Annotated in this window: 20 protein-coding genes; 4 read left to right on the plus strand and 16 right to left on the minus strand. The window is 61.7% G+C overall.

Annotation, left to right across the window (positions count from 1 at the left end):
- Window positions 1-129 precede the first annotated feature (129 nt).
- The 9 genes from GZH79_RS14615 to yajC are packed head-to-tail and all read right to left on the minus strand — an operon-like array spanning window position 130 to window position 6,120.
- Window positions 130-669, minus strand: coding sequence for a DsbE family thiol:disulfide interchange protein (locus GZH79_RS14615; protein ID WP_211644506.1), 540 nt, complete (start codon window positions 667-669; stop codon window positions 130-132).
- Window positions 662-802 (minus strand): heme exporter protein CcmD, encoded by a 141-nt coding sequence (gene ccmD / locus GZH79_RS14620; RefSeq protein ID WP_211644507.1) that lies wholly within the window; start codon window positions 800-802, stop codon window positions 662-664. Before ccmD ends, GZH79_RS14615 begins: the two co-directional genes overlap by 8 nt.
- Window positions 795-1,526 (minus strand): heme ABC transporter permease CcmC, encoded by a 732-nt coding sequence (gene ccmC, locus GZH79_RS14625; protein ID WP_211644508.1) that lies wholly within the window; start codon window positions 1,524-1,526, stop codon window positions 795-797. Before ccmC ends, ccmD begins: the two co-directional genes overlap by 8 nt.
- A gap of 42 nt (window positions 1,527-1,568) precedes the next feature.
- Window positions 1,569-2,225 (minus strand): heme exporter protein CcmB, encoded by a 657-nt coding sequence (gene ccmB, locus GZH79_RS14630; protein WP_211644509.1) that lies wholly within the window; start codon window positions 2,223-2,225, stop codon window positions 1,569-1,571.
- Window positions 2,222-2,836: a heme ABC exporter ATP-binding protein CcmA gene (gene ccmA, locus GZH79_RS14635; protein ID WP_211644510.1), complete on the minus strand. Its 615-nt coding sequence runs from the start codon at window positions 2,834-2,836 to the stop codon at window positions 2,222-2,224. The genes ccmB and ccmA overlap by 4 nt, the downstream gene beginning before the upstream one ends.
- 5 nt (window positions 2,837-2,841) lie before the next feature.
- Window positions 2,842-3,195 carry an Mth938-like domain-containing protein gene (locus GZH79_RS14640; protein ID WP_211644511.1) on the minus strand — a complete coding sequence of 118 codons (354 nt, stop codon included), beginning with the start codon at window positions 3,193-3,195 and terminating at the stop codon, window positions 2,842-2,844.
- Complete coding sequence (secF, locus tag GZH79_RS14645; protein ID WP_211644512.1) at window positions 3,195-4,166, minus strand: protein translocase subunit SecF; 972 nt, start codon at window positions 4,164-4,166, stop codon at window positions 3,195-3,197. Before secF ends, GZH79_RS14640 begins: the two co-directional genes overlap by 1 nt.
- 4 nt (window positions 4,167-4,170) lie before the next feature.
- Window positions 4,171-5,802 (minus strand): protein translocase subunit SecD, encoded by a 1,632-nt coding sequence (gene secD, locus GZH79_RS14650; RefSeq protein WP_211644513.1) that lies wholly within the window; start codon window positions 5,800-5,802, stop codon window positions 4,171-4,173.
- A gap of 36 nt (window positions 5,803-5,838) precedes the next feature.
- Window positions 5,839-6,120 (minus strand): preprotein translocase subunit YajC, encoded by a 282-nt coding sequence (gene yajC, locus GZH79_RS14655; protein ID WP_211644514.1) that lies wholly within the window; start codon window positions 6,118-6,120, stop codon window positions 5,839-5,841.
- 228 nt (window positions 6,121-6,348) lie between these two features.
- Here yajC and serS point away from each other — a divergent pair, with 228 nt between their 5' ends.
- Window positions 6,349-7,641: a serine--tRNA ligase gene (serS, locus tag GZH79_RS14660; RefSeq protein ID WP_211644515.1), complete on the plus strand. Its 1,293-nt coding sequence runs from the start codon at window positions 6,349-6,351 to the stop codon at window positions 7,639-7,641.
- Between the two features lie 41 nt (window positions 7,642-7,682).
- Entirely contained in the window at window positions 7,683-8,402 is a 720-nt protein-coding gene (locus tag GZH79_RS14665; protein WP_211644516.1) for a hypothetical protein, read from the plus strand.
- Here GZH79_RS14665 and der read toward each other — a convergent pair.
- Genes der through GZH79_RS14680 form a run of 3 tightly spaced genes read right to left on the minus strand, consistent with a single transcriptional unit; the run spans window position 8,399 to window position 11,915 of the window.
- Window positions 8,399-9,865 (minus strand): ribosome biogenesis GTPase Der, encoded by a 1,467-nt coding sequence (gene der / locus GZH79_RS14670; protein ID WP_211644517.1) that lies wholly within the window; start codon window positions 9,863-9,865, stop codon window positions 8,399-8,401. The genes GZH79_RS14665 and der overlap by 4 nt on opposite strands.
- Before the next feature lie 49 nt (window positions 9,866-9,914).
- A complete protein-coding gene (locus GZH79_RS14675) occupies window positions 9,915-11,216 on the minus strand; it encodes a PQQ-binding-like beta-propeller repeat protein (RefSeq protein ID WP_349291214.1) in 1,302 nt (433 codons plus the stop codon).
- A gap of 36 nt (window positions 11,217-11,252) precedes the next feature.
- Window positions 11,253-11,915, minus strand: a complete 663-nt coding sequence (locus GZH79_RS14680; RefSeq protein WP_211644518.1) for a hypothetical protein — start codon at window positions 11,913-11,915, stop codon at window positions 11,253-11,255.
- A gap of 250 nt (window positions 11,916-12,165) precedes the next feature.
- On the opposite strand from GZH79_RS14680, the gene GZH79_RS14685 reads away from it, so the two are divergent.
- Complete coding sequence (locus GZH79_RS14685) at window positions 12,166-13,398, plus strand: efflux RND transporter periplasmic adaptor subunit (protein ID WP_211644519.1); 1,233 nt, start codon at window positions 12,166-12,168, stop codon at window positions 13,396-13,398.
- On the plus strand, window positions 13,395-17,030 hold the full coding sequence (locus GZH79_RS14690) for an efflux RND transporter permease subunit (RefSeq protein ID WP_211644520.1): 3,636 nt from the start codon (window positions 13,395-13,397) through the stop codon (window positions 17,028-17,030). Before GZH79_RS14685 ends, GZH79_RS14690 begins: the two co-directional genes overlap by 4 nt.
- A 4-nt stretch (window positions 17,031-17,034) precedes the next feature.
- Here the strand turns inward: GZH79_RS14690 and GZH79_RS14695 are convergent, their stop codons facing one another.
- From GZH79_RS14695 to GZH79_RS14710, 4 genes are all read right to left on the minus strand, one after another.
- Entirely contained in the window at window positions 17,035-18,243 is a 1,209-nt protein-coding gene (locus GZH79_RS14695) for a multidrug effflux MFS transporter (RefSeq protein WP_211644521.1), read from the minus strand.
- Window positions 18,244-18,336: 93 nt separating this feature from the next.
- Window positions 18,337-18,675 carry a hypothetical protein gene (locus tag GZH79_RS14700; protein ID WP_211644522.1) on the minus strand — a complete coding sequence of 113 codons (339 nt, stop codon included), beginning with the start codon at window positions 18,673-18,675 and terminating at the stop codon, window positions 18,337-18,339.
- Window positions 18,672-20,498, minus strand: a complete 1,827-nt coding sequence (locus GZH79_RS14705) for an ABC transporter ATP-binding protein/permease (RefSeq protein ID WP_211644523.1) — start codon at window positions 20,496-20,498, stop codon at window positions 18,672-18,674. Before GZH79_RS14705 ends, GZH79_RS14700 begins: the two co-directional genes overlap by 4 nt.
- Window positions 20,499-20,546: 48 nt before the next feature.
- Entirely contained in the window at window positions 20,547-21,827 is a 1,281-nt protein-coding gene (locus GZH79_RS14710; protein WP_211644524.1) for a LysM peptidoglycan-binding domain-containing protein, read from the minus strand.
- Window positions 21,828-21,847 lie beyond the last annotated feature (20 nt).

Raw genomic sequence — 21,847 nt, forward strand, 5'->3', positions numbered from 1 at the left:
TTTGACGTGTACCGACATCAACGGTTTGATCCCGGCCCATGACATTGGGTCAAGCCGACGCACAGATGCAGCCGCTGCCGATAGACCGCGTTGTCAAAAAAATTGCCACGAACCACGCTAGCGGGGCTGCTAACCGTCAGTTGCCGCGTTCAGCATCGGCACAAACCGCTGCTCATAATCGGACCCGATCAACGGGCCGATAAAGCGGAACAGGACGGTGCCGTCCGCGCCCACGATGAATGTTTCGGGTGGCGCGGTGACGCCCCAGTCAATCGCCCGCCGTCCGCGCGGATCGAACCCGGTGGCAAAGAACGGGTCGCCTTCGTCAGCCAGATAGCTTGCAGCATCGTCGGCCATGTCACGAAAATTGATGCCCGCGACCCGGTATCCGGCGTCCGACAGTGCTTGCAATGTCGGATGTTCGGCGCGGCACGGCGGGCACCAGCTGGCCCAGAAATTCACGATGGTCACGTCACCCGCAGCCAGATTGGCGCCCGTCAACAGTTCAGTGCCGGGGACCGATTCGTCAGGGACCAGCGGCGCAGGCTGACCGATAAAGGTCGATGGGATCTCTCCGGCGTTGTCACGCATCAACCCGCCGTAGAACAACGCCGCCAGCCCCGCGAAAATCACGGGTGGCACGATCATCAGGGGCGACAGCTTAGCCACGTTCGATCTCCTGCAATTGGCGTTTGATCCGGCGCGACCGCAGAACGGTCAGCCCGATGATCGCCGCCAGCAGGACCAGACTGGCCACATAGGACGACACCACATAGATGGCATAGCTTCCCAATTCAGGCACGTGCAGCCCTCGCAGCTAGGGCGCGGATACGGCGGACGCGGATTTCAGTGCGGGTTCGCATCAGCACAAGCGCGATGAACAGCACGCCAAAGCCCACCATACAGGCGACCAGCGGCCAGAAATACACATCCGAAATGGTGCGCCCACCGGTGACGACAGGCACGGACGTCCCCTGATGCAGGCCCTGATTCCAGAACCGGACCGCATAGCGCGACAAAATGGCGAAAATCGACCCGACGATGCACAGCACCGATGTCAGATCGGCAGCCGTATCGGGATCGTCAATCGCTTCCCACAGGGCGATGTAGCCCAGATAGAACAGGAACAGGATCATGAAACTGGTCAGGCGCGGGTCCCAGACCCAATAGGTGCCCCATGTGGGCATCCCCCAGATCGCACCGGTGACCAGTGCAATCACGGTCATCACCATGCCCACGGGGGCCGCCGCACGGGCCGCCAGCGCGCTGACATGATGGCGGCGGATCACCCAGATCAGCGATGCGACCAGCATCATGAACCATGCGTTGATCGCCATCAGCGCCGCAGGCACGTGCAGATAAATGATTTTGACGGTCGATCCGAACTTGTCCGCCTCTGGGGTCAGGAAAAAACCCCAGAACAGACCGCCCAGCGTCAGCACGCCCGCAATACCAAAGGCCCACGGCACGACCGGGGCCGTCCATTCCATGAACCGTTTCGGATTGGCATATTCCCATATCGACATGTGATTTTCCTAAAGGCAGCGGCGCGCGCTCTCAATCCCTATTCACCGCAGATTGATCCGCAAAGTGGCCGCCGTGGCAAAGGGTAGCAAGGCCAGACACCCCAGTGTGATCGCGCCGGACAGCATCAGGGGGGCGATGGCACCGGTGGCATCGGCACCACGGCGCACCGCCTCGGCACCAAAGATGAGTGTCGGGATATAAAGCGGTAGCACCAAAAGCGACAGCAGCAGACCGCCCCTGCGCAGACCAACCGTCAGCGCCGCCCCGAATGTGCCGATCATCGACAGCGCAGGCGTGCCAAGCGCGAGCGACGCCAGCAGCCACAGATAAGCCTCTGGTGCCATGTTCAGAAAAAACCCAAGCAAGGGTGCCGCAAAGGTCAGCGGCAACCCGGTCGTGATCCAGTGCGACACGGCCTTGACCAGTGCCACGCCTTCCAGCGGGATCGGTGCGGTGGCCAGCAACGGCAGCGATCCGTCCTCGAAATCCAGCGCAAAGATTCGGTCCAGCGACAACAGGGCCGCCAGCAACGCCGCAACCCACAAAATACCGGGCGCGATGGGGGTCAAAACGGCGCGGTCGGGGCCCACGCCAAAGGGCACCAGCACGACGACAATCAAAAAAAACGCAAGTCCCAGCCCGAACCCACCGCCCGCACGGATAGACAACCGCAGATCACGCAGCAACAGGGCAATCACAAAAACGCCTCGTCCGACCCGCCGTCCGCATCCGCGGCCGCGATATGCGGTGTCAGGTCCAGCGTCGGCGCATCCAATCCCAGATCGATGTGTGTGGCGATGACGGCACAGCCACCCTGCCCCAGATGATGATCGCGCATCCAGTCCGCAAACATCCGCACCGAAAATCCGTCAAGGCTGACCGTCGGTTCGTCCAGAAACAGCACACGACGTCCGATAACCGCCAGCCGGGCCAGACCGACGCGCCGTTTTTGTCCCGCCGAAAGCGTGCCCGCCATCCGGTCGCGCAGATCACCCAGATCGAACGTGTCATAGGCACTGTCTGGCACGCTACGGCCATGGACCTGCGCCCAGAATGTCAGGTTTTCGCGGACCGTCAGCGCCAATTTGATCCCATCGGCGTGGCTGGCATATGCGCCCGCCCCTTCGGCATAATCATAGGTACCGGACAAAGCGGGTTGCAGGCCCGCCAAGGTTCGCAGCAGGGTGGTTTTGCCCACACCGTTGGGGCCACGCAGGATCAGTGCGTCCCCCGGCTGCAAGGTAAAGCTGATACGTTCCAGTACGGGCACACCGCCACGCGCGCAGCGCAGGTCCGTGACCTGCAGCATCGCGGTCAGACCGGGATCAGCGCAAGGGCGACGCGACGCCCTTCGCTTAGCAGCACGTTGAACGTGCGGCACGCGGCAGGCGATGCCATGACATCAATGCCGATGCCCGCCTCTTCCAATGCGGTGCGGAATGCCTTGGGCGCATGTGCAACCTCTGCCCCGGTGCCGACGAACAGCACGTCGATGCTGTCCGCCTGTTCCAGCAGCATGTCGATATCGTCGAACCCGCCCCATGTGGCGATACCCGATGGCAAAACCGTCACTGGACCTTCGATCACCTGTCCGCCGATCCGGAAAAACCCCGGGCCGTAGCCATCGATCGGCTTGGATTTGTCATATGTGATTTCGGTCAGGCGCATCAGTTATCCTCGGCGTCGGCGTAACGCCCTCCGGTTGCGGGATTCTTTTTCGACCAGTCGCGTTTGACGCCCAGCATCAACACGACGTTCTTGGCAATATAGACCGACGAATAGGTGCCGACAACGATACCCCATGTGATGGCAAAGACGAAACCGCGGATCACGTCACCACCCAGCGCCAGCAAAGCCAGCAGCGCCAGCAACGTCGTGCCTGACGTCATCATGGTCCGGCTGAGCGTTTCGTTGGCGGATATGTTCAACACGTCGACCAGCGGCATGACCTTGTATTTGCGCAGGTTTTCGCGGACGCGGTCAAATACGACCACGGTATCGTTGATGGAATAGCCCACGATCGTCAAAAGTGCCGCAATGATGGCAAGGTCGAACCGGATCTGCAGCAACGAGAACAACCCGATTGTCAGGCCGATATCATGCACCAAGGCCACGATGCCACCGACAGCGAACTGCCATTCGAACCGCAGCCAGACATAGATGATGATCGCAGTCAGCGCCCCCAGCACGGCAAGGATCGCGGACCGGATCAATTCGCCCGACACGGTTGGCCCCACGCTTTCGACAGAGGTAAATTCGATATCGGGCGCGACCTGTTGCAGCGCGATGCGGATGGTATCGATGGTTTCCGCTGTCACGCTTTCCGCACCGTCCTGGGCCTGAATACGGACCGACGCTACGTTCTGGTCGTCCCGAAATCCGGGGTCGTACACTTCTGTAATGCTGACGTCGCCCAGTTCCAGCGCATCCAGCGTACTGCGATAGGCGCTGACATCGACCATTTGCGTGCTTTCGGTGCGGATCGTCGTCCCGCCGCGAAAGTCGATACCATAGTTCAGACCGAACATCAGATAAACCACAACGGACGCGGCCAGCATCACCAGACTGCCACCAAAGGTGACACCCGCGTACTTGAAAAAGTTGATGTTCGTATTGTCGGGGATCAGGCGCATACGCATGGAATCAGACCTCGATTGTCTTGGGACGCTTGCGCGAGAACCACAGCACGATTAGCGCGCGTGTGACGAAAATCGCGGTGAATACGGACGTGACGATCCCCAGACCCAGGGTCACGGCAAAGCCGCGCACCGGACCAGACCCCAGCCAGTACAGGATGCCCGCCGTGATCAGGGTCGTGATGTTGGCATCGATAATTGCGGACAGCGCCCGTTCATACCCCAGTTCAATCGCGCGGGCGGGGCCTTTGGCTGTTTTCAGCTCTTCGCGGATGCGTTCGAAAACCAGCACGTTGGCGTCGACCGCCATGCCGACCGTCAACACGATCCCTGCGATCCCCGGCAACGTCAGGGTCGCGCCGATCAGCGACAGGATGCCAAATATCAGCGCAAGGTTCACGACCAGCGCGATGTTTGCAAAAATGCCGAACAGGCCATAGGTCAAGCCCATGAACACAACGACCAGCAATCCGCCGACCACGGCCGCGCGTTTCCCTGCGTCGATGCTATCCTGACCCAGCTGCGGTCCAATGGTCCGTTCTTCCAGAAAATCCAACGAGGCCGGCAGGGCACCTGCCCGCAATAAAACCGCCAGGTTGGTCGATTCCTCGACCGTGAAATTGCCCGTGATGATGCCCGATCCGCCGGGGATATGTGATTGGATGACCGGGGCGCTGATGACTTCTTCGTCAAGGACGATGGCGAACTGTGTGCCGATGTGGTCCAGCGTGTAATCACCGAATTTGCGCGCGCCCGATACGTTGAACCGGAAATTGACCGCGGGGCGGCCATTCTGGTCGAATGCAGGCTGTGCATCGACAAGCTCTTCGCCTGTCACCACCGGTGCACTGTCCAGAATGTAGGACAGACCGGGTTCATCAAGTGACGGCAGGATTTCCTGACCGACGCCCGCGGTTGCATCCGGTTCGCTGACCGGACCAATGACCTGTTGGAACGTCAGTTGTGCCGTGGTGCCGATCAGGGCGATGATTTCGGCACTGGACCCGACGCCCGGCACCTGAATCAGGATGCGGTCGTCGCCCTGACGCTGGATCACCGGTTCGCGGGTCCCGACCTCGTCGATACGACGGCGGATGATTTCAAGACTTTGCTGCATGGTGCGATCATCGACAGCCTGCTTTTCCGCATCAGACAGCGAGATCGTCAGCACCGGGCCGTTTTGCGAAACCACGATGTCGGTGGACCCCGCCCCGGTCAGCGATTGGATCGGGCGGGCCAGACCGCGCACGATTTCCGCCGCACGGGCCGCACCAGCGGCATCGGACACACGCACGATCAGACGATGAGGCGCGCTGTTTTCGCGGGTCACGAAACCGACTGTATCGCGTTCGGCAGCCAGCGCATCGCGCACTTCGGGCCATGTGGCATCCATGATGCTGGCATAGACATCGGCGGTATTGACCTGCGCCAGCAGATGCGCACCACCGCGCAGGTCCAGGCCCAGATTAACCAGATTGGACGGCAGGAACGACGGCCAGCCGGACGCGTCCGCCCCGGTTGTCACCTGATCGTTGTAACGTTCCACGCGGTCGTAAAACAGGTTCGGAAGGGCCAGCAAAAGCCCGACCGTGACTGTCAGCCAGATCAACGCTTGCCGAAACGGCGAGATGTGCAGCATTTAAAGGCCCCCTTGGCCCCTTTATGTCGTCAGGGCTTATTTCGCCGGTTCGGTCTTGTTGATGACCGTCGCGATGGTCGATTGGATCACGCGCACCTTGACGCCGGATGCAATTTCGACTTCCAGCTCTTTTTCAGCTTCGCGCACGGCGGTCACTTTGCCGACGATCCCGCCTTGGGTGATGACCTGATCGCCACGCCGCAGGGCTGCCACCATCGCGGCGTGTTCTTTCAGTTTCTTTTGCTGCGGGCGGATCAACAGGAAATACATGATCCCGAAAATCAAAAACAGCGGGACGATGGATGCGATGCCTTCCATGGCGGGCTCCTCAGGGTGGCGGCGCAGGGCGCCCGGTTCAAAGTCGCGGCACACTAGAAGCGGGGTTGCCGAATGGCAACCATCCCCCGGACGTGCAGCAGCGATATAGTCAGGCGGATGGCAAACGCCAAGGCGGACCACCACCAACATGCGCAAATCACCGACAACCCCTTCACCCAGCGCCCCTGATCGGGCATACCGCGCGCAACAACTGCGTAAGGACCCGCCATGCATGATATTCGCCTGATCCGTGACGACCCCGCTGGATTTGACGCGGCGCTGTCCCGGCGCGGGATGGATGCCCAGGCCGAGGCGATTCTGGCACTCGACAGTCAGCGCCGTCAGGCGATCAAGGCGGCAGAGGATGCACAAGCCGCCGCCAACGCCGCCGCAAAACAGGTCGGTGCCGCAAAGGCCAAGGGCGACGAAGATGAATTCCAGCGCCTGCGTGCCCAGATGGCCGATGCCAAGGCACAGATTGCCGACCTGAACGCCACCGCCAAGGATCTGGACGCCAAGCTGACGCAGCGCCTGCTGGAATTGCCGAACCTGCCCTATGACGACGTGCCTGACGGCGTCGATGAAACCGACAACGTCGAATTGCGCCGTGTCGGGTCGCCGCGGAATTTCGATTTTGCCGCGCTGGAACACTATGACATTCCCGGCGTCGCTGCGGGCATGGATTTTGAAACAGCCGCCAAACTGTCGGGCAGCCGTTTCGTGATGCTGACCGGGGCCACGGCCCGCCTGCACCGGGCACTGGCACAATTCATGCTGGACACCCACATCGACGAACACGCCCTGACAGAAGCAAACGTGCCCGTCATGGTCCGCGAGGACATGATGGTCGGCACCGGCCAACTGCCCAAATTCGGAGAAGACAGCTATCAGACCACAAACGGCTGGTGGCTGATCCCCACGGCAGAGGTGCCGCTGACCAACACGGTCAACGACACAACTGTCGATGCGGCGACCCTGCCCCATCGCTACGTGGCACATACCCTGTGTTTCCGGTCCGAAGCCGGCAGCGCCGGACGTGATACCAGTGGCATGTTGCGTCAGCACCAGTTCGAAAAGGTCGAAATGGTCAGCATCACCCACCCCGACCAAAGCGAAGCGGAACACGACCGCATGACGCGCTGTGCCGAAGCGATCCTGGACAAGCTGGACCTGCCCTATCGCACCGTGGTCTTGTGTGCGGGTGACATGGGGGCCGGTGCGCGCCGCACCCACGATATCGAAGTGTGGCTGCCCGGCCAGAACGCCTACCGCGAGATTTCAAGCGTTTCGACCTGCGGCGCCTATCAGGCACGCCGCATGAACGCCCGGTTCAAACCCCAGGACGGTGGCAAGCCGGAGTTCGTGCACACGCTCAACGGGTCAGGACTGGCCGTCGGTCGGACATTGATTGCAGTCGTCGAAAATGGCCAGCAAGCTGACGGTTCCGTGATCCTGCCAGCAGTCCTGCACCCTTATCTGGGCGGAAAAACGCACATTACCGCGACTGGTCAATTAAGCTGACGAACGCAGAAACTAAGTGGCAGGACGCAACGTTGGATGGCATGAACAAAACACTCGCCCTTCTGACGCTGATCCTGACCGCCGCTTTTGCGGCGTCGCCGCTTTTTGTATCCTTCAGCGGTTTTGACGCGTCGCAACTGCCTGTGCCGCAAGTGGATCCACCCATCCAGCCTGCGGGCTATGCGTTTGCGATCTGGGGGCTGATCTATGTCTGGCTTTTGATCTCAGCCGGTTATGGCGTTTTGAAACGCCCACAAGACCCTGCATGGCAAGCGGTGCGCTGGCCGCTTTGCGGCAATCTGGCAGTCGGCGTGCCGTGGTTGTGGATTGCCAATCAAAGCCCCGTCTGGGCGACCGTCACGATCTGGATCATGCTGATCCTCGCCATCGTCGCGCTGGTGCGCAGCCCATCGCAGGACAGGCTTTATCTGCGGGCGCCCGTGGGGCTGTATGCAGGCTGGCTGACCGCCGCCAGCTTTGTCTCGCTGGGCACGGTGTTGGCGGGTTACGATATCGTATTCGGCGCTTATGGCTGGGCCTACATCGGTATCCTGACAGCGCTTTTGCCGACGGTAGCGGTCTATTTTATGGTGCCGTCCCCAGCCTATCTGATTGCTGTGATCTGGGCGCTGGCAGGCATCTGCGCGGCCAATGGCGTGACCAATTTCATGGTCACGGCGACGGCGGTATCGGGGATTGCCGTGCTGCTGTGCGTGATGGCGATCTACACACCGACACGCCCGATACCGACCAGGGATTAGCGGTCGCTGCCGGGCTTTTTCTTGTGCTTTGACAACCGCGACGGTTGCGACGATTTGCGATCCTTATAAGGGTTCTTGTCGCCCTGATCGCGCAGCGTCAGCCGGATCGGCGTGCCCGGCATGTCAAAATCTTCTCGCAAACCGTTGACCAGATAACGATTATAGCTCGCCGGCACGAGATCGGGATGCGATGTCATCACGACGAACCCCGGCGGCCGCGTCTTGACCTGTGTGGCGTAGCGCATCTTGATCCGCTTGCCGCCCGGTGCGGGGGGCGGGTGCTGTTCCAGCATTCCCGTCAGCCAACGGTTCAACTGCGCTGTGGTCACGCGGCGGTTCCATGTCTCGTAGACCTTCATCACGGCCTCTTGCAGCCGGTCCAGCCCTTTGCCCGTCTTGGCAGACACCGTGACAAGGGGCGCACCGCGAAGCTGCGGCAACAGCCGTCCAAATTCTTCTTTCAACTCGCGCAGCTTGTCTTGCTTGTCGTCTTCGGTGTCCCACTTGTTGACGCCGATCACCACGGCGCGGCCTTCACGTTCCGCAAGGTCCGCGATCCGCAAATCCTGCTGTTCGAACGGAATATCCACATCCAGCAACACGATCACGACCTCGGCAAATTTCACCGCACGCAGACCGTCACTGACCGACAGCTTTTCAAGCTTTTCGGAAATCCGCGCCTTTTTGCGCATACCGGCGGTGTCGAAAATCCGCATGGGCACCCCACCCCAATCGGTCTGGACCGAAATGGCGTCACGGGTGATCCCGGCTTCTGGCCCGGTCAGCAGGCGGTCCTCACCAAGGATCTTGTTGATCAGCGTGGATTTGCCCGCATTCGGACGGCCCACCACGGCAATCTGCAACGGGCGTGACCGGGTGGGCGTCCGCACGGCGTCATCGTCTTCGGCCGCATCGTCGTCGACATCGACGTCCGTTTCGGGCGCATCGGCCTGCGCGCGCGCGGCGAATTCTTCTGACAGCGGACGCAGGACGTCCATCAACTCACCCATGCCCTCGCCGTGTTCGGCGGAGATGCGGATCGGCTCACCCAGACCCAGCGCATAAGCTTCAAGGATGGTGGCGTCGGCGGCCTTGCCCTCGCCCTTGTTGGCGGCAAGGATCACATGCGCGTTCTTGCGGCGCAGAATTTCCGCGAACACCTCGTCGGCGGGCAGCACACCGGCCCGGGCGTCGATCATGAACAGGCAGACATCGGCCATTTCCACGGCACGTTCGGTCAGACGCCGCATCCGGCCCTGCAACGATTCGTCGGTTGCTTCTTCCAGGCCGGCGGTGTCGATCACGGTGAATTTCACATCCGCAATCCGCCCCGGACCTTCGCGCAGATCGCGCGTCACACCGGGCTGGTCATCGACCAACGCCAGTTTCTTACCGACCAGCCGGTTGAACAGCGTCGATTTGCCAACATTCGGGCGGCCCACAAGGGCAAGGGTAAAGGTCATGGCAAAGGCTCCGGCTGGGTCAAGCTCCGGGTCTTACACCGGACTTGCGTCAACGGAAAGCCAGCAGTTGCCCGTCTTTGCTGACCAGATACAGAACACCGTTCGCAAGCGCGGGGGCCGATGCAGCACCGCCGGGAATGGCGATGGATGACAGCAGCGCGCCCGACCGGGGATCGAACGACCGCAACTGTCCGTCAGACGATGCGACAATCAGGCGGTTGCTGGCCATGACCGGACCATAATGCGCAAAAACGGTGCGTTTGCTGCGGAAAAATCCGCCGTTATCGACGAAGTCCGGCAAAGCCACCCGCCAGATCGTCGCGCCCGTCGCCGCATCCAGACGGATCAACTGGTTCAGGTCATTGACCATAAAGACCGAACCGCCCGCAGGCCAGACCGGACCAACGGCACCTTCCTCGATCGTCCAGATCCGATCGCCGGTGGCTGCATCCAAGGCCGCCGTGCGGCCCGAAAAATTGCCTACGTAAACCCGGTCGCCATCAATCACCGGGTCACCGGCGATGTCAGAAATATTAGAAACGGCTTCACCCAGGCGGTCGCCGGACACGATCTGCGACCAGCGTTCGATACCACCCTGCGGGAAGACCCCGATCACCTGACCGGACGAAAACGGAAACACCGCCAGATCGGATGTCACCGCAGGCCCGGCACCGCCGGCAAAGGACGACACCGACGGCACACCCCCCACCTGATAGCGGATGCGCCCGTCCACCGTGTCGATGGCCCAACCGGTGCCATCACGGCTGACAGCATAAACCAGATCGCCAAAGACCGTTGGGGCGGATGTGCCCGGTGCGTCCAGATCCTGCGTCCAGAATTGTCCGCCCGTGGCCGGGTCCAGCGCGAACAACTGGCCGAAACCCGTCGTCACATACAATCGCCCGCCACCAAAGGCCAAACCGCCGCCCGACACGTCGCTGGGGATGTTCGACGGCGGCGTCAGCACAACCGACCAGACCGGCGCGCCGCCCGTGGTGGTCGCGGTGATCCGCGATTGCGCATCCATCGTATAGACGACGCCGCCTGCAACCACGGGTTCCGCCGTGATGCGCGCGCGGGTGCTGTCGCCTGCCCCGATCGACACCGCAAACGCCAGTGAGGGTGCTGCCGACAACACGGCCTGCGGCGTCGCATGGTCGGTGTCGCCATTGCGGTGCGTCCAGCTGGATCGCGGCTGCGGCGCTGGCAGGTTGATCGGCAGGGCCTGATTGACGGTGACGGCTTCTGGTCTGATCGGTTCGCGCGCGCCGGGCAGAATGATATCGTCTTCACCGCAGGCGGTTAGGGTCATCACAGCCAGCAGGCTGGCGCAAAGTGTCTTGGCTGTCACGTCGTCCGCCCCTTCGGTTCTTGCTGGCTAAGCTGCTTATTGGCTCTGTATTGCGTCAGGAAGCGGCGCCCCAAGCGCAACCATCAATGTTTGCACCCGGTCACGCAAGCCTCGCGTTGTGCCCGCATCCTGAATGATGGCGGTCAGCTTTGCCACGCCCACGTCACGGTCGCCCGCCGCAAGATCAAGCAGCGCAAGCTGTTCCTGTGCCAGCAGGCTGAACGGCTGACCCGGTGCAGCCAGCGATTCAAAGGTTTGACGCCGTGCCGCGTCATCCATGTCGCCCCCGATCACAGCTGCCTTGAACGCGGCCAGATCGCGATAGATTTGCGGCACATCGCCATCGGTCGCCAAGTCCTGCAGCGTCTGTGTGGCGGCGGCGGCGTCGTCGGCTTCGGCTTGTGTGGCCGCGGTCAACAATGCGACGATGGATGCGGCGGCGCCGTCGCGTTCAATGGCGGCCAGTGCTGCGGCGCGGTCGGCGGGATCGTTCTGTTCCAGTGCAGACAATACGGCATCGCCTGTCGCCTGTGCAGCGGCCGCATCGCGGGCGCGGGTATATTCAACCCATGCCGCACCGCCGACCAGCAGGATCACGGCAAGCACCGCGATCCAGCCATATCGTTTCATCATGCCGTAAAGCCGGTCGCGGCGGACCTCTTCGGTGACTTCGTTGATGAAGCTGTCGGTCTCGCTCATGTATTGGCCCCCTCGTGATCGACCAGACGCATGGCCGATCCAGCAATTTTGCGCTTCATACCGTGATGCGCGCCGATTTGCCAAGGGCTACGCCTTGGACGCCGCGCCTTTCTGCCGCATTTTCAGTGCACCCCGACATGCGCAGGGTAGTGCATCCAAGTCACGGACTTGAGTCGACGCTGGCCTTGACCTAGATAAGTCATGCGATCTGTGCGGAACCTGCGCCGTGCAACGAATACCGGACATTAAAATGCGCATCATATCGATTCTTATTGCAACAGCTGTTGCTGCTTCGTTGTATTTTCTGGTGCTGCAGCGCGACACCCTCATGGCATTCGCAGGTCGTGAGGCTGGACCGCAAGATACCATCGCAAGCACCGAAACATCGCCGACCGACGTCACTGCCCGTGACCCGATCCGCGTCGTCGCACTCCGCTCGACGGCGCAAGTGATCGAAAATGCGGTCGTCCTGCGTGGTCGCACCGAAGCCGCGCGTCAGGTCACGGTCGCCACTGAAACCACCGGTAAAATCATCGGCACGCCACAGCGCAAGGGACAATTTGTTTCAGCCGACGATATCCTGTGCACGCTGGACCCCGGCACCCGCACAAGCGCATTGGCCGAAGCGCAGGCACGTCTTTCCGAAGCCCGCAGTCGCGTTCCCGAAGCCGAAGCCGCATTGGCAGAGGCCGAAGCCCGCAGACGCGAATCCGACATTACCGAAAACGCCGCCCGCAGTCTGAGTGTGGACGGATTCGCGTCCGACACCCGCGTCGCCAGCGCCGAAGCGGCATCACAATCGGCCACCGCCGCGATCCAACGGGCGAAATCATCGCTGACCGCCGCCCAAGCTGGCATCGAATCCGCCGCCGCTGCCGTTGACGCCGCAACCCGTGAAATCGAACGACTGACGATCCGCGCGCCCTTTGGCGGATTGCTGGAAACCGATACTGCCGAACTGGGCACCCTGCTGCGTCCGGGTGATCCCTGCGGTGTCGTGGTGCAGCTTGACCCGATCAAGGTGGTGGGTTTCGTGCCTGAACTGGACGTGTCACGCATCGCGCCGGATGCCCCTGTTCGCGCCGCGTTGGCGTCGGGCGTGACGGCACAGGGCCGCGTGACATTTATTGCCCGCGCGGCTGATCCTGTGACGCGCACGTTTCGCGTTGAAGCGACGGTGCCGAACCCCGATCTGGCAATCCGCGATGGTGAAACCGCAGACATCACCATCGCCACCGAAGGCCGGACCGCGCATCTGGTGCCGCAGTCGGCCCTGACGCTCGACAACGATGGTGCGCTGGGACTGCGGCTGGTGGGCGATGGCGACAGGGCCGTGTTTACCCCTGTGACGCTGTTGCGCGACACGGGCGATGGCGTCTGGCTGACCGGACTGGATGACACGGCAGACATCATCACCGTGGGGCAGGATTACGTCGTCGATGGGGTGCCGATTGCACCCAGCTACGTGGACCCGTCCCAATGACCGGGTTGGTGGATTGGGCCGCCGCACGGGCGCGCATGGTCATTGCGTTCATCGCATTGTCCCTGCTTGTCGGCGGTTTTTCCTACCTGAGCCTGCCGAAAGAAGGCGAGCCGGACATCGAAATTCCGGCGATTTTCGTGTCGGTCGTGTTTCCCGGTATTTCGGCTGCGGATTCCGAAACCTTGCTGGTCAAGCCGATGGAAACCGAACTGTCGGATATCGACGGATTGAAAACGATGTCGTCCACGGCGGCCGAAAACTATGCCGGTGTGGCGCTGGAATTCGAATTCGGCTGGGACAAGACCGCCGTGCTGGCCGATGTGCGCGACGCCATGAACGCGGCAGAAGCGTCTTTTCCCGCCGGTGCAGAGCAATACACCGTCGCGGAAATCAACTTTTCCGAATTTCCCATCCTGATCGTCAACCTGACAGGCGACGTGCCCGAACGCACGCTTTTGCGGGTGGCAAAGGATTTGCAGGACCGGCTCGAAGGCATGGATGCCGTGCTGGAAGCAGGGCTTGCCGGACAACGCGATGAAATGCTGGAAGTCGTGATCGATCCGTTGCGGCTGGAAACCTACAACATCACCGCAGGCGATTTGATCGGCGCTGTGACAAACAACAACCTGCTGATCCCCGCAGGCGAGATCGAAACCGAGGGCGGTTCATTCGCGGTCAAGATCCCGTCGTCGTTCAGCGAGGCGCAGGATGTCTATGACCTTGTGGTCAAGCGCAATGGCGACAGCGTCGTCACGCTGGGTGATCTGACCGAGATTCGCCTGACGTTCGAGGACCGGACCGGCACCGCGCGTTTCAACGGCGAAACCACGGTCGCGCTGCAGATCGTGAAACGCAAGGGTTTCAACCTGATCGACACCGCCGCGCGCGTCAAAGATGAAATCGCCGCCGAACGTGCAAGCTGGCCTGCAGAGTTGCAAAACGCCATTCAGGTCGGCACCTCGAATGACCAATCGCGCAATGTGGCATCAATGGTCAGCCAACTCGAAGGATCGGTCCTGACCGCAATCGCACTGGTGATGATCGTGGTGCTTGCAGCGCTTGGGCCACGCCCGGCGCTGCTGGTCGGTTTTGCGATTCCGACATCATTTCTGCTGTGTTTCGCGCTGCTGGCACTGATGGGCATCACAGTATCCAATATCGTGATGTTTGGCCTGATCCTTGCCGTGGGAATGCTGGTGGATGGGGCCATTGTGGTCGTCGAATACGCCGACAAACGGATGCAGGACGGGGCCGGCCCGATGACCGCCTATGCCGAATCGGCCAAGCGGATGTTCTGGCCCATCATCTCTTCGACCGCGACGACGCTTTGCGCGTTTCTGCCGATGCTGTTCTGGCCCGGCGTGCCGGGGCAGTTCATGGGAATGCTGCCGACCACGTTGATTTTTGTGCTGTCGGCATCGCTGGTGGTGGCGCTGGTGTATCTGCCAGTTCTGGGGGGTGTCACCGGACGGCTTTCGCGGATGTTCGGTAATGCGTCTGACGCGCTTAAACGGTCGCTGCCCTGGGTCGTGCGACTGGTTTTGTTTGGGCTCGCGCTGATGCTGGTTTTCGTGGGGGCCATGCAGACCCTGAACCCGGGCTATCTGTTCGGTGATCCACTGCTGGCCCGCACGACGCTGACGACCCTGCTGGGGGCGGTGCTGTTTGTTTCGGGCGCGTTCGCCACGTCGATCACCATGGCCGCCGTATATGTGCCGCGCCGCAGGACACGAATCGAATCCGGTTACAAACGATCGCCGTTCGGCCATTTGATCGCGTTCTTGACGGCCAATCCGATCATGCCGTTGGTCACGATTGGCGCGGTTGTGGGTCTTGTGATCGCGACATTCAGCTATTTCGGACAGAACAACAACGGGGTCGAATTCTTCGTCGATTCCGAACCAGAGCAGGCCATCGTCTACGTGCGCGCACGCGGCAACCTGTCGCTTAGCCAAAAGGACGATCTGGTCCGTCAGGTCGAAACCGTCGTGCTGGCACATCCCGGCATCGACAACGCGTTTGCCTTTGCGGGTGATGGCGGGTTGAACACCGATGCGTCCGGCGCATCCGCACCGCGTGACACCATCGGTCAGGTGCAACTGGAAACGATCCCGTGGGAAGACCGCGCCGACCGTCCCGATCTGGATGGTGATCTGGTGCTTGCACAGCTTCAGGAACAACTGGACCTGATCCCCGGCATTCGCACAGATATTCTGGTGCAGGTCCGTGGTCCGGCATCGGGCAAACCGGTGCATCTGCGTCTGACCGGGGACGACTGGGACGATCTGCGCGCCGCAGCCCAGACTGCGCGCGCCCGGTTCGAAACGACCCCCGGACTTACGCAGATCGAGGACACGCTGCCCCTGCCCGGTATCGATTGGCAGATCGACGTGGACACCCGCGCCGCCGGGCGCTTTGGCGCGGATGTGCAGGCCGTCGGCGGTATGGTGCAGCTTGTGACGCGCGGGCTGCTGCTGGACACGATGCCTGTCGATAGCTCTGACGAAGAGATCGAGATCAGGGCCCGTCTGCCAGAGGCGGACCGCAACCTGTCCACACTAGATACGCTACGCGTGCAGACCAACGACGGGCTTGTGCCACTGTCGAATTTCATCACGCGTCAGCCTGTCCCGAAACTGGCTCAAATCGACCGGGTGAACCAGAAACGCTATTTCGACGTCAAAGCTGACATTGGTGATGATCTGGTGGTCCTGACCGACCCCGAGGGTAAAGCACAGGTCGTTACACAGGCGAACTATGATGCAGACGAAAGCCTGCAATATCTGGTGGCGCAGGGCGCGCTGAAACTGGACGTGCTGACGGCCAACGAACGCATCGCCACGTTGACCCAATGGTTGGAAACCGCGCCCCTGCCCGCAGGCATCGGCTGGGAATGGACAGGCGATCAGGAAGATCAGGCTGAATCCGCGGCCTTTTTGCAGACCGCATTTACCGGGGCGTTGGGGCTGATGTTCATCATTTTGCTGGCGCAGTTCAACAGTGTCTACAATTCAGTGCTGGTGTTGCTGGCGGTGGTTATGTCGGTCGCGGGCGTGCTGGTCGGCATGCTGGTCATGGGCCAGCCATTTTCGATCATCATGACGGGTACAGGGATCGTGGCGTTGGCAGGGATCGTGGTGAACAACAACATCATCCTGATCGACACCTATCAGGAATATTCCGCCTACATGCCGCGCAACACGGCCATTATCCGCACGGCAGAGGACCGCATCAGGCCCGTCCTGCTGACCACGATCACCACGATGGCAGGGCTTGCGCCGATGATGTTCGGACTAAGCTTTGATTTTGTGAATGGCGGCTACACGATCGACAGCCCGACCGCCCTGTGGTGGAAACAACTGGCAACGGCTGTGGTGTTCGGTCTTGGGATTGCGACGGTGCTGACGCTTGTGTTCACGCCCGCGATGCTGGCGGTGCGGGTCTGGGCATCGACCTATGCGGTCTGGTCGTTCCGCGCGATGTCACGCGTGATTGGCGGAAAACGCAGCCGCGCCGGACAGGACTGGGCGTTGAACAGGGCTGCTAAGCGGGTGAAATCACCCGAATTCGTCTGGACAGAGGACGAACCGCCCGTCCGCCCCGTCAGTGGGACGATCCGGGCGGCTGAATGACGGCCTATACCATCGGTGCCGCAGGCGTGGCCGGGGCCGGTGTAATCCGGTTCAGCGTCACCAACGCCAGCCCCAGTGCAATCACGGCGCAAAGCGCAATCGCCGCAACCATCGGCGTGGCGGTCCCGTCAAAGAACAGGCCAGTCACCGCGATCATCACACCGCCCGCCAGCATCTGCATCGTGCCGCCCAGCGATGACGCAAGCCCCGCGATGCGGCCGTGCGCGTCCAGCGCCATCACCATGGTTGCAGGGATGACGACGCCCAGACCGGCATTCGCGCAAAACAGCAGCGCGACAATGACATACAGATCGGCCCCGAACGTCAGCGTGACGCCCAGCAGCAGCAGCGTGAATCCGGCAAAGGCCATCACGCCGGAACGCATGACCGGAACCATGCCGAACCGGTCGCCCAGCGGTCCGGCCGCCTGACTGGCTGCGAAAAAACCCAAGGCATTGATGGCAAAGGCCAGGCTGAACCCCGTCGGCGTCAGGCCGAACTGTTCGACATAGACAAATGACGCGCTGGCGATAAAGACGAAAAAGCTTGCCATGCCAAAGCCGCCGATAAAGGTCAGCCCCATAAAGACCGGATCGGTCAGCAAAACCTTTGCCCCGCGGCGCAGGTGGGCGAAATCGACCTTTTCCCGCCGGTCCGCGGGCAGCGTTTCGGGCAGCGCCGTTGCGGTCAGGATGATCGACAGTGCAGCAGCACCGCACAGCACCCAAAAGATCATGCGCCAGTCACCAAAGGCGATGATCCCTGCCCCGGCCAAAGGTGCCAGCATCGGTGACACGGAAATCACCAGCATGACCAGTGCCATCATCTTGGTCGCGGCAGCCCCGGTGTGCATGTCGCGGATGATCGCGCGCGGCACCACCATCAGGACCGCCCCGCCAATCCCCTGAATGGCGCGCCCGGCGACCAGCGTGCCGATGCTGTCGGCCAGCGCACAGATGGCCCCGCCGATCACGAAAACCGCAAGACCTGCAAACAGCGGCGCCTTGCGCCCGGCCTGATCCGACCACGGCCCATAGAACAATTGCGCCAGACCAAAGGCCACGAAATAACTGGTCAGCGTCATCTGCGCCGCCGTTTCGTTCACGCCAAGCGACGCGGCAAGTTGCGGCAAAGCAGGCAAATACATGTCGATGGCGAATGGACCAACAGCCGACAACAGGCCCAGAACAAGGGCGGCGCGCAACAGTGACATCGGGATTCCTTTGGATTGGTTAATGACCGCATATGCCCGGTTTGCGCCTTGGGCAATCCCGCGTCATCCAACACTGGCCTGTGCGCTGCTGCGCTATGCGCCCCTGTCGCGGGCGTCAACATCCAGTGCCGCCCACCAATCGGCGTAGCTGGAATTCTTGGGATGCAGCCCGCCTTCGTCCGGGGCGCCGTCGTCCCACCAGACCGGTCCGCGTTCGCCCAGCTCGTGTTTGACTGCATCCACGTCCGCACGGGCAGCGCGGGTGTCCGTGTCTGTCGTGGCCAGCCCGACCGCACGGCGCGCCTGCATCAGACGTTTGACCGCCGCGCGCCGGGTGCTGTCGTCAAGTGCCGGGTCGGTCTTGCGCCACAACCGGCCCTTTGACACAAAATAGCGGCCATCGGGCGTTGCGGGGTAATCCTTGCGGCTCACGCCGCGTCTTCTTCTTGTGCCTGACGGTTCCACAGATGGGCATAGCGCCCGTTCTGCACGACCAGACCGTCGTGGGTGCCCTGTTCGACGATCTCTCCGTTTTCAAGGACGACGATCAGGTCTGCATCCTGAATGGTGGACAGACGGTGCGCGATGGTCAGCACCGTGCGGCCCTGCCCCATCGCGCGCAATTCCGACTGGATTTCGCGTTCCGTATCGGTGTCCAGCGCGCTGGTCGCTTCGTCCAGCAACAGGATCGGTGGGTTTTTCAGCAAGGTGCGCGCGATGCCGACCCGTTGCTTTTCACCACCCGACAGCTTTAGCCCGCGTTCACCGACCGTCGTGTCATAGCCCTGCGGCAGGTCCATGATGAAATCGTGGATCTTGGCCGCGCGCGCGGCTTCGCGGATGTCCGATTCCGACGCGTCGGGGCGACCATAGGCGATGTTGTAGTGAATCGTATCGTTGAACAGCACCGTGTCCTGCGGCACGACCCCGATCTGCGCATGCAGGCTGTCCTGGGTCACGTCGCGCACATCCTGACCGTCGATCAGGACGGCGCCGCCCGTCACGTCATAAAACCGGAACAGCAAACGGCCAATGGTAGATTTGCCCGACCCCGACGATCCGACGATCGCAACGGTCTGGCCCGGTTTGACATCCAGATCCACACCTTTGAGGATGGGACGTTCCGGATCGTAGCCAAAATGGACGTTGCGCAATTCCAGATGTCCGCCGGTCACGCGCAATTTCGCGGCACCGGGTTTGTCGTTCACCTCTGCCGGTTGTTCAAGCAGGTCGAACATATCGCCCATGTCGATCAACGCCTGCCGGATTTCGCGGTAAACAGTCCCAAGAAAGTTCAGCGGCATCGTAATCTGGATCATATAGGCGTTGACCATGACAAAATCGCCCACGGTCAGCGCACCGTTTGCGGCACCGATGGCCGCCATGACCATGACCAGCACCAGACCCGTGGTGATGATCAGCGATTGACCAAAGTTCAGAAATGCCAGCGAATGATTGGTGCGGATCGCCGCAGCCTCGTACTGGCGCATGGCGTTGTCGTAACGTCCAGCTTCGAGTGATTCCGCGCCAAAGTATTTGACGGTTTCAAAGTTCAGCAGGCTGTCGATCGCCTTTTGGTTGGCGTCGGTATCCTGTTCGTTCATCACCTTGCGGATTTTCACCCGCCATTCGGTCACGCGAAAGGTAAAAGTCACGTAAACAGCAATCGTGCCGACGACGACGACCAGATACCAGACGTCGAACAGGAAAAAGAGCACGACCGAAATCATCAGCAATTCCAGCAGCAACGGCCCGATGCTGAACAGCAGGAACCGCAGCAGGAAATCGACGCCTTTGACCCCGCGTTCCATCACCCGGCTCAGCCCGCCGGTCTTGCGGGTGATGTGATACCGCATCGACAGGCGGTGGACGTGGGTAAATGTTTCCAGCGCCAATGCGCGCAGCGCGCGTTGTCCGACCGGCGTAAAGATCACGTCGCGCAATTGCTGCAAACCGACGTTCGCCAGCCGCGAGACCCCGTAGATCACCGTCAGCGCCACGGCCCCCAGACCGATCAGCCACGCGTCGTCCCGCATTTCACCCGACAAGCTGTCAACGGCGGCCTTGTAGAAAAACGGTGTGCCGACCGCGATCACCTTGGCCAGCAACAGCACGGCAATGGCCGCAATGACGCGCCGCTTGATCGCGCCTTCGCCATCGGGCCACAGGTAGGGAATGACCCGACGTATGACGTTCATGCCCTGCACACGGGCGTTGGGGTCGAAATTGGTGTCGGTTTTGGTCAGGCGGCGCATGATATTCCTTTGGCGGTCGGCTCTACCTAGTCAGCCAGCGCGGGAATGTCAGCCTTCGTCGTCGATTGGCACGCTAAAGACCTGTCCGGGATATATCAGATCGGGGTCGCGGATCTGATCCTTGTTCGCTTCAAAGATCGAGACATAGAGGAATCCGTCCCCCAACCGATCCGTGGCGATGCCCCAAAGCGTCATGCCCGGCTGGACCGTGCTGATTGCAATCCGCTGCACATCAGGCCCGCCGTCACGCAAGGCGCGGATGTCGGCGGGTGCTTCTTTCAGGAACGGGGTTTCGACGCGGCTGGCAACGCTGCCGTCAGGCGCGATTTCATCAATCCGCAAGGTATAGGTGCCGGGCGCCACGTCGGGCATCGTCAGTTCCCAGTTGCCGGTGGCGGTGGCGATCCCGTCGCGGACGGGCGCGTTGTCCAGATAGACCCGCAGGTTGCCCTGTTCGGGGGCGCGGCCTGCCAACTGCACCTCTCCGCTATCGTCATAGGTGATGGCGTCCAATGCCACACGGTCCGGCGCGGTCTGGTCCACGGACGCGATCTGCACACCGTCTGCCGTGACGATGATATTCGGGGCCGGTTGCTGTTCGTCCGGTGCATCCGTGGCGGCGGGGTCTGCGGCGGGTGTGTCGACCGGGGCGTTCGTGTCCGCCACATCGACCTGTCCTGTCACCGCGTCGGGCGCATCCAGCGTATCAGTGGGGGTCGCCTGTGGCGCGGTGACCACGGCCACGGGGTCATCGGGTGCTGTTTGATCCGTCTGGGCATCCGATTCGGTGGCATCGGCCAACACGTCACCCGCATCCGGTGTTTTGGGCGTGGCGGCGGGGTCTGCTGTGACAGCGGGGCCGCCGGTACCCGCGCGCACCAGCACGGTGTCACCGCCTGCGGGGGCGCCGTCGACCTCGAACGTCAGGGCGCGTGTGTCCGGGGCGGCAGCGATATCGGCGGTTCCGGCAAACGCGCCGCTGGCATCGGTGCGGACGCGACCGATTTCTATCCCGTCAAGCATCAGGGCCACATCGGTGTCCGGTCGCGCGCGGCCCGCGATGACGGCCAGACCGTCTGGCCCCAGCAAAAAGGTATCGACCCTTGGCGCATCGGATGTGGCCACTGCATCATCGGCGTCAGGCGTTTGCGCAGCAATCCCGTCTGCGGGGTCGGCACCAGCGCCCGGTGCAGGATCACCCCCTGATCCTTCGTCGGCCAACGGGGGCGTCGTATCTTGCGCAGGGGGCGGCAAGAACGCAATAATCAGCAGCGCAAGTGCAACTGCCACAGCCGCACCGCCCAGTCGTTTCGCGTTGTTGCTTGCCATTTGCTGTCCTTGCCAATTCT

Origin of the sequence: Loktanella sp. SALINAS62, assembly GCF_018263905.1 — a bacterium.
Taxonomy (GTDB): domain Bacteria; phylum Pseudomonadota; class Alphaproteobacteria; order Rhodobacterales; family Rhodobacteraceae; genus Loktanella.

Coding starts and splice junctions, on each gene's coding strand:
- GZH79_RS14690 (WP_211644520.1), top strand. CDS start 13,395: ATGACCGGGTTGGTGGATTGGGCCGCCGCACGGGCGCGCATGGTCATT.
- GZH79_RS14685 (WP_211644519.1), top strand. CDS start 12,166: ATGCGCATCATATCGATTCTTATTGCAACAGCTGTTGCTGCTTCGTTG.
- yajC (WP_211644514.1), bottom strand. CDS start 6,120: ATGGAAGGCATCGCATCCATCGTCCCGCTGTTTTTGATTTTCGGGATC.
- secD (WP_211644513.1), bottom strand. CDS start 5,802: ATGCTGCACATCTCGCCGTTTCGGCAAGCGTTGATCTGGCTGACAGTC.
- serS (WP_211644515.1), top strand. CDS start 6,349: ATGCATGATATTCGCCTGATCCGTGACGACCCCGCTGGATTTGACGCG.
- ccmC (WP_211644508.1), bottom strand. CDS start 1,526: ATGTCGATATGGGAATATGCCAATCCGAAACGGTTCATGGAATGGACG.
- GZH79_RS14705 (WP_211644523.1), bottom strand. CDS start 20,498: ATGCGCCGCCTGACCAAAACCGACACCAATTTCGACCCCAACGCCCGT.
- der (WP_211644517.1), bottom strand. CDS start 9,865: ATGACCTTTACCCTTGCCCTTGTGGGCCGCCCGAATGTTGGCAAATCG.
- GZH79_RS14710 (WP_211644524.1), bottom strand. CDS start 21,827: ATGGCAAGCAACAACGCGAAACGACTGGGCGGTGCGGCTGTGGCAGTT.
- GZH79_RS14640 (WP_211644511.1), bottom strand. CDS start 3,195: ATGCGCCTGACCGAAATCACATATGACAAATCCAAGCCGATCGATGGC.
- secF (WP_211644512.1), bottom strand. CDS start 4,166: ATGCGTATGCGCCTGATCCCCGACAATACGAACATCAACTTTTTCAAG.
- ccmA (WP_211644510.1), bottom strand. CDS start 2,836: ATGCTGCAGGTCACGGACCTGCGCTGCGCGCGTGGCGGTGTGCCCGTA.
- GZH79_RS14695 (WP_211644521.1), bottom strand. CDS start 18,243: ATGTCACTGTTGCGCGCCGCCCTTGTTCTGGGCCTGTTGTCGGCTGTT.
- GZH79_RS14680 (WP_211644518.1), bottom strand. CDS start 11,915: ATGAGCGAGACCGACAGCTTCATCAACGAAGTCACCGAAGAGGTCCGC.
- GZH79_RS14665 (WP_211644516.1), top strand. CDS start 7,683: ATGAACAAAACACTCGCCCTTCTGACGCTGATCCTGACCGCCGCTTTT.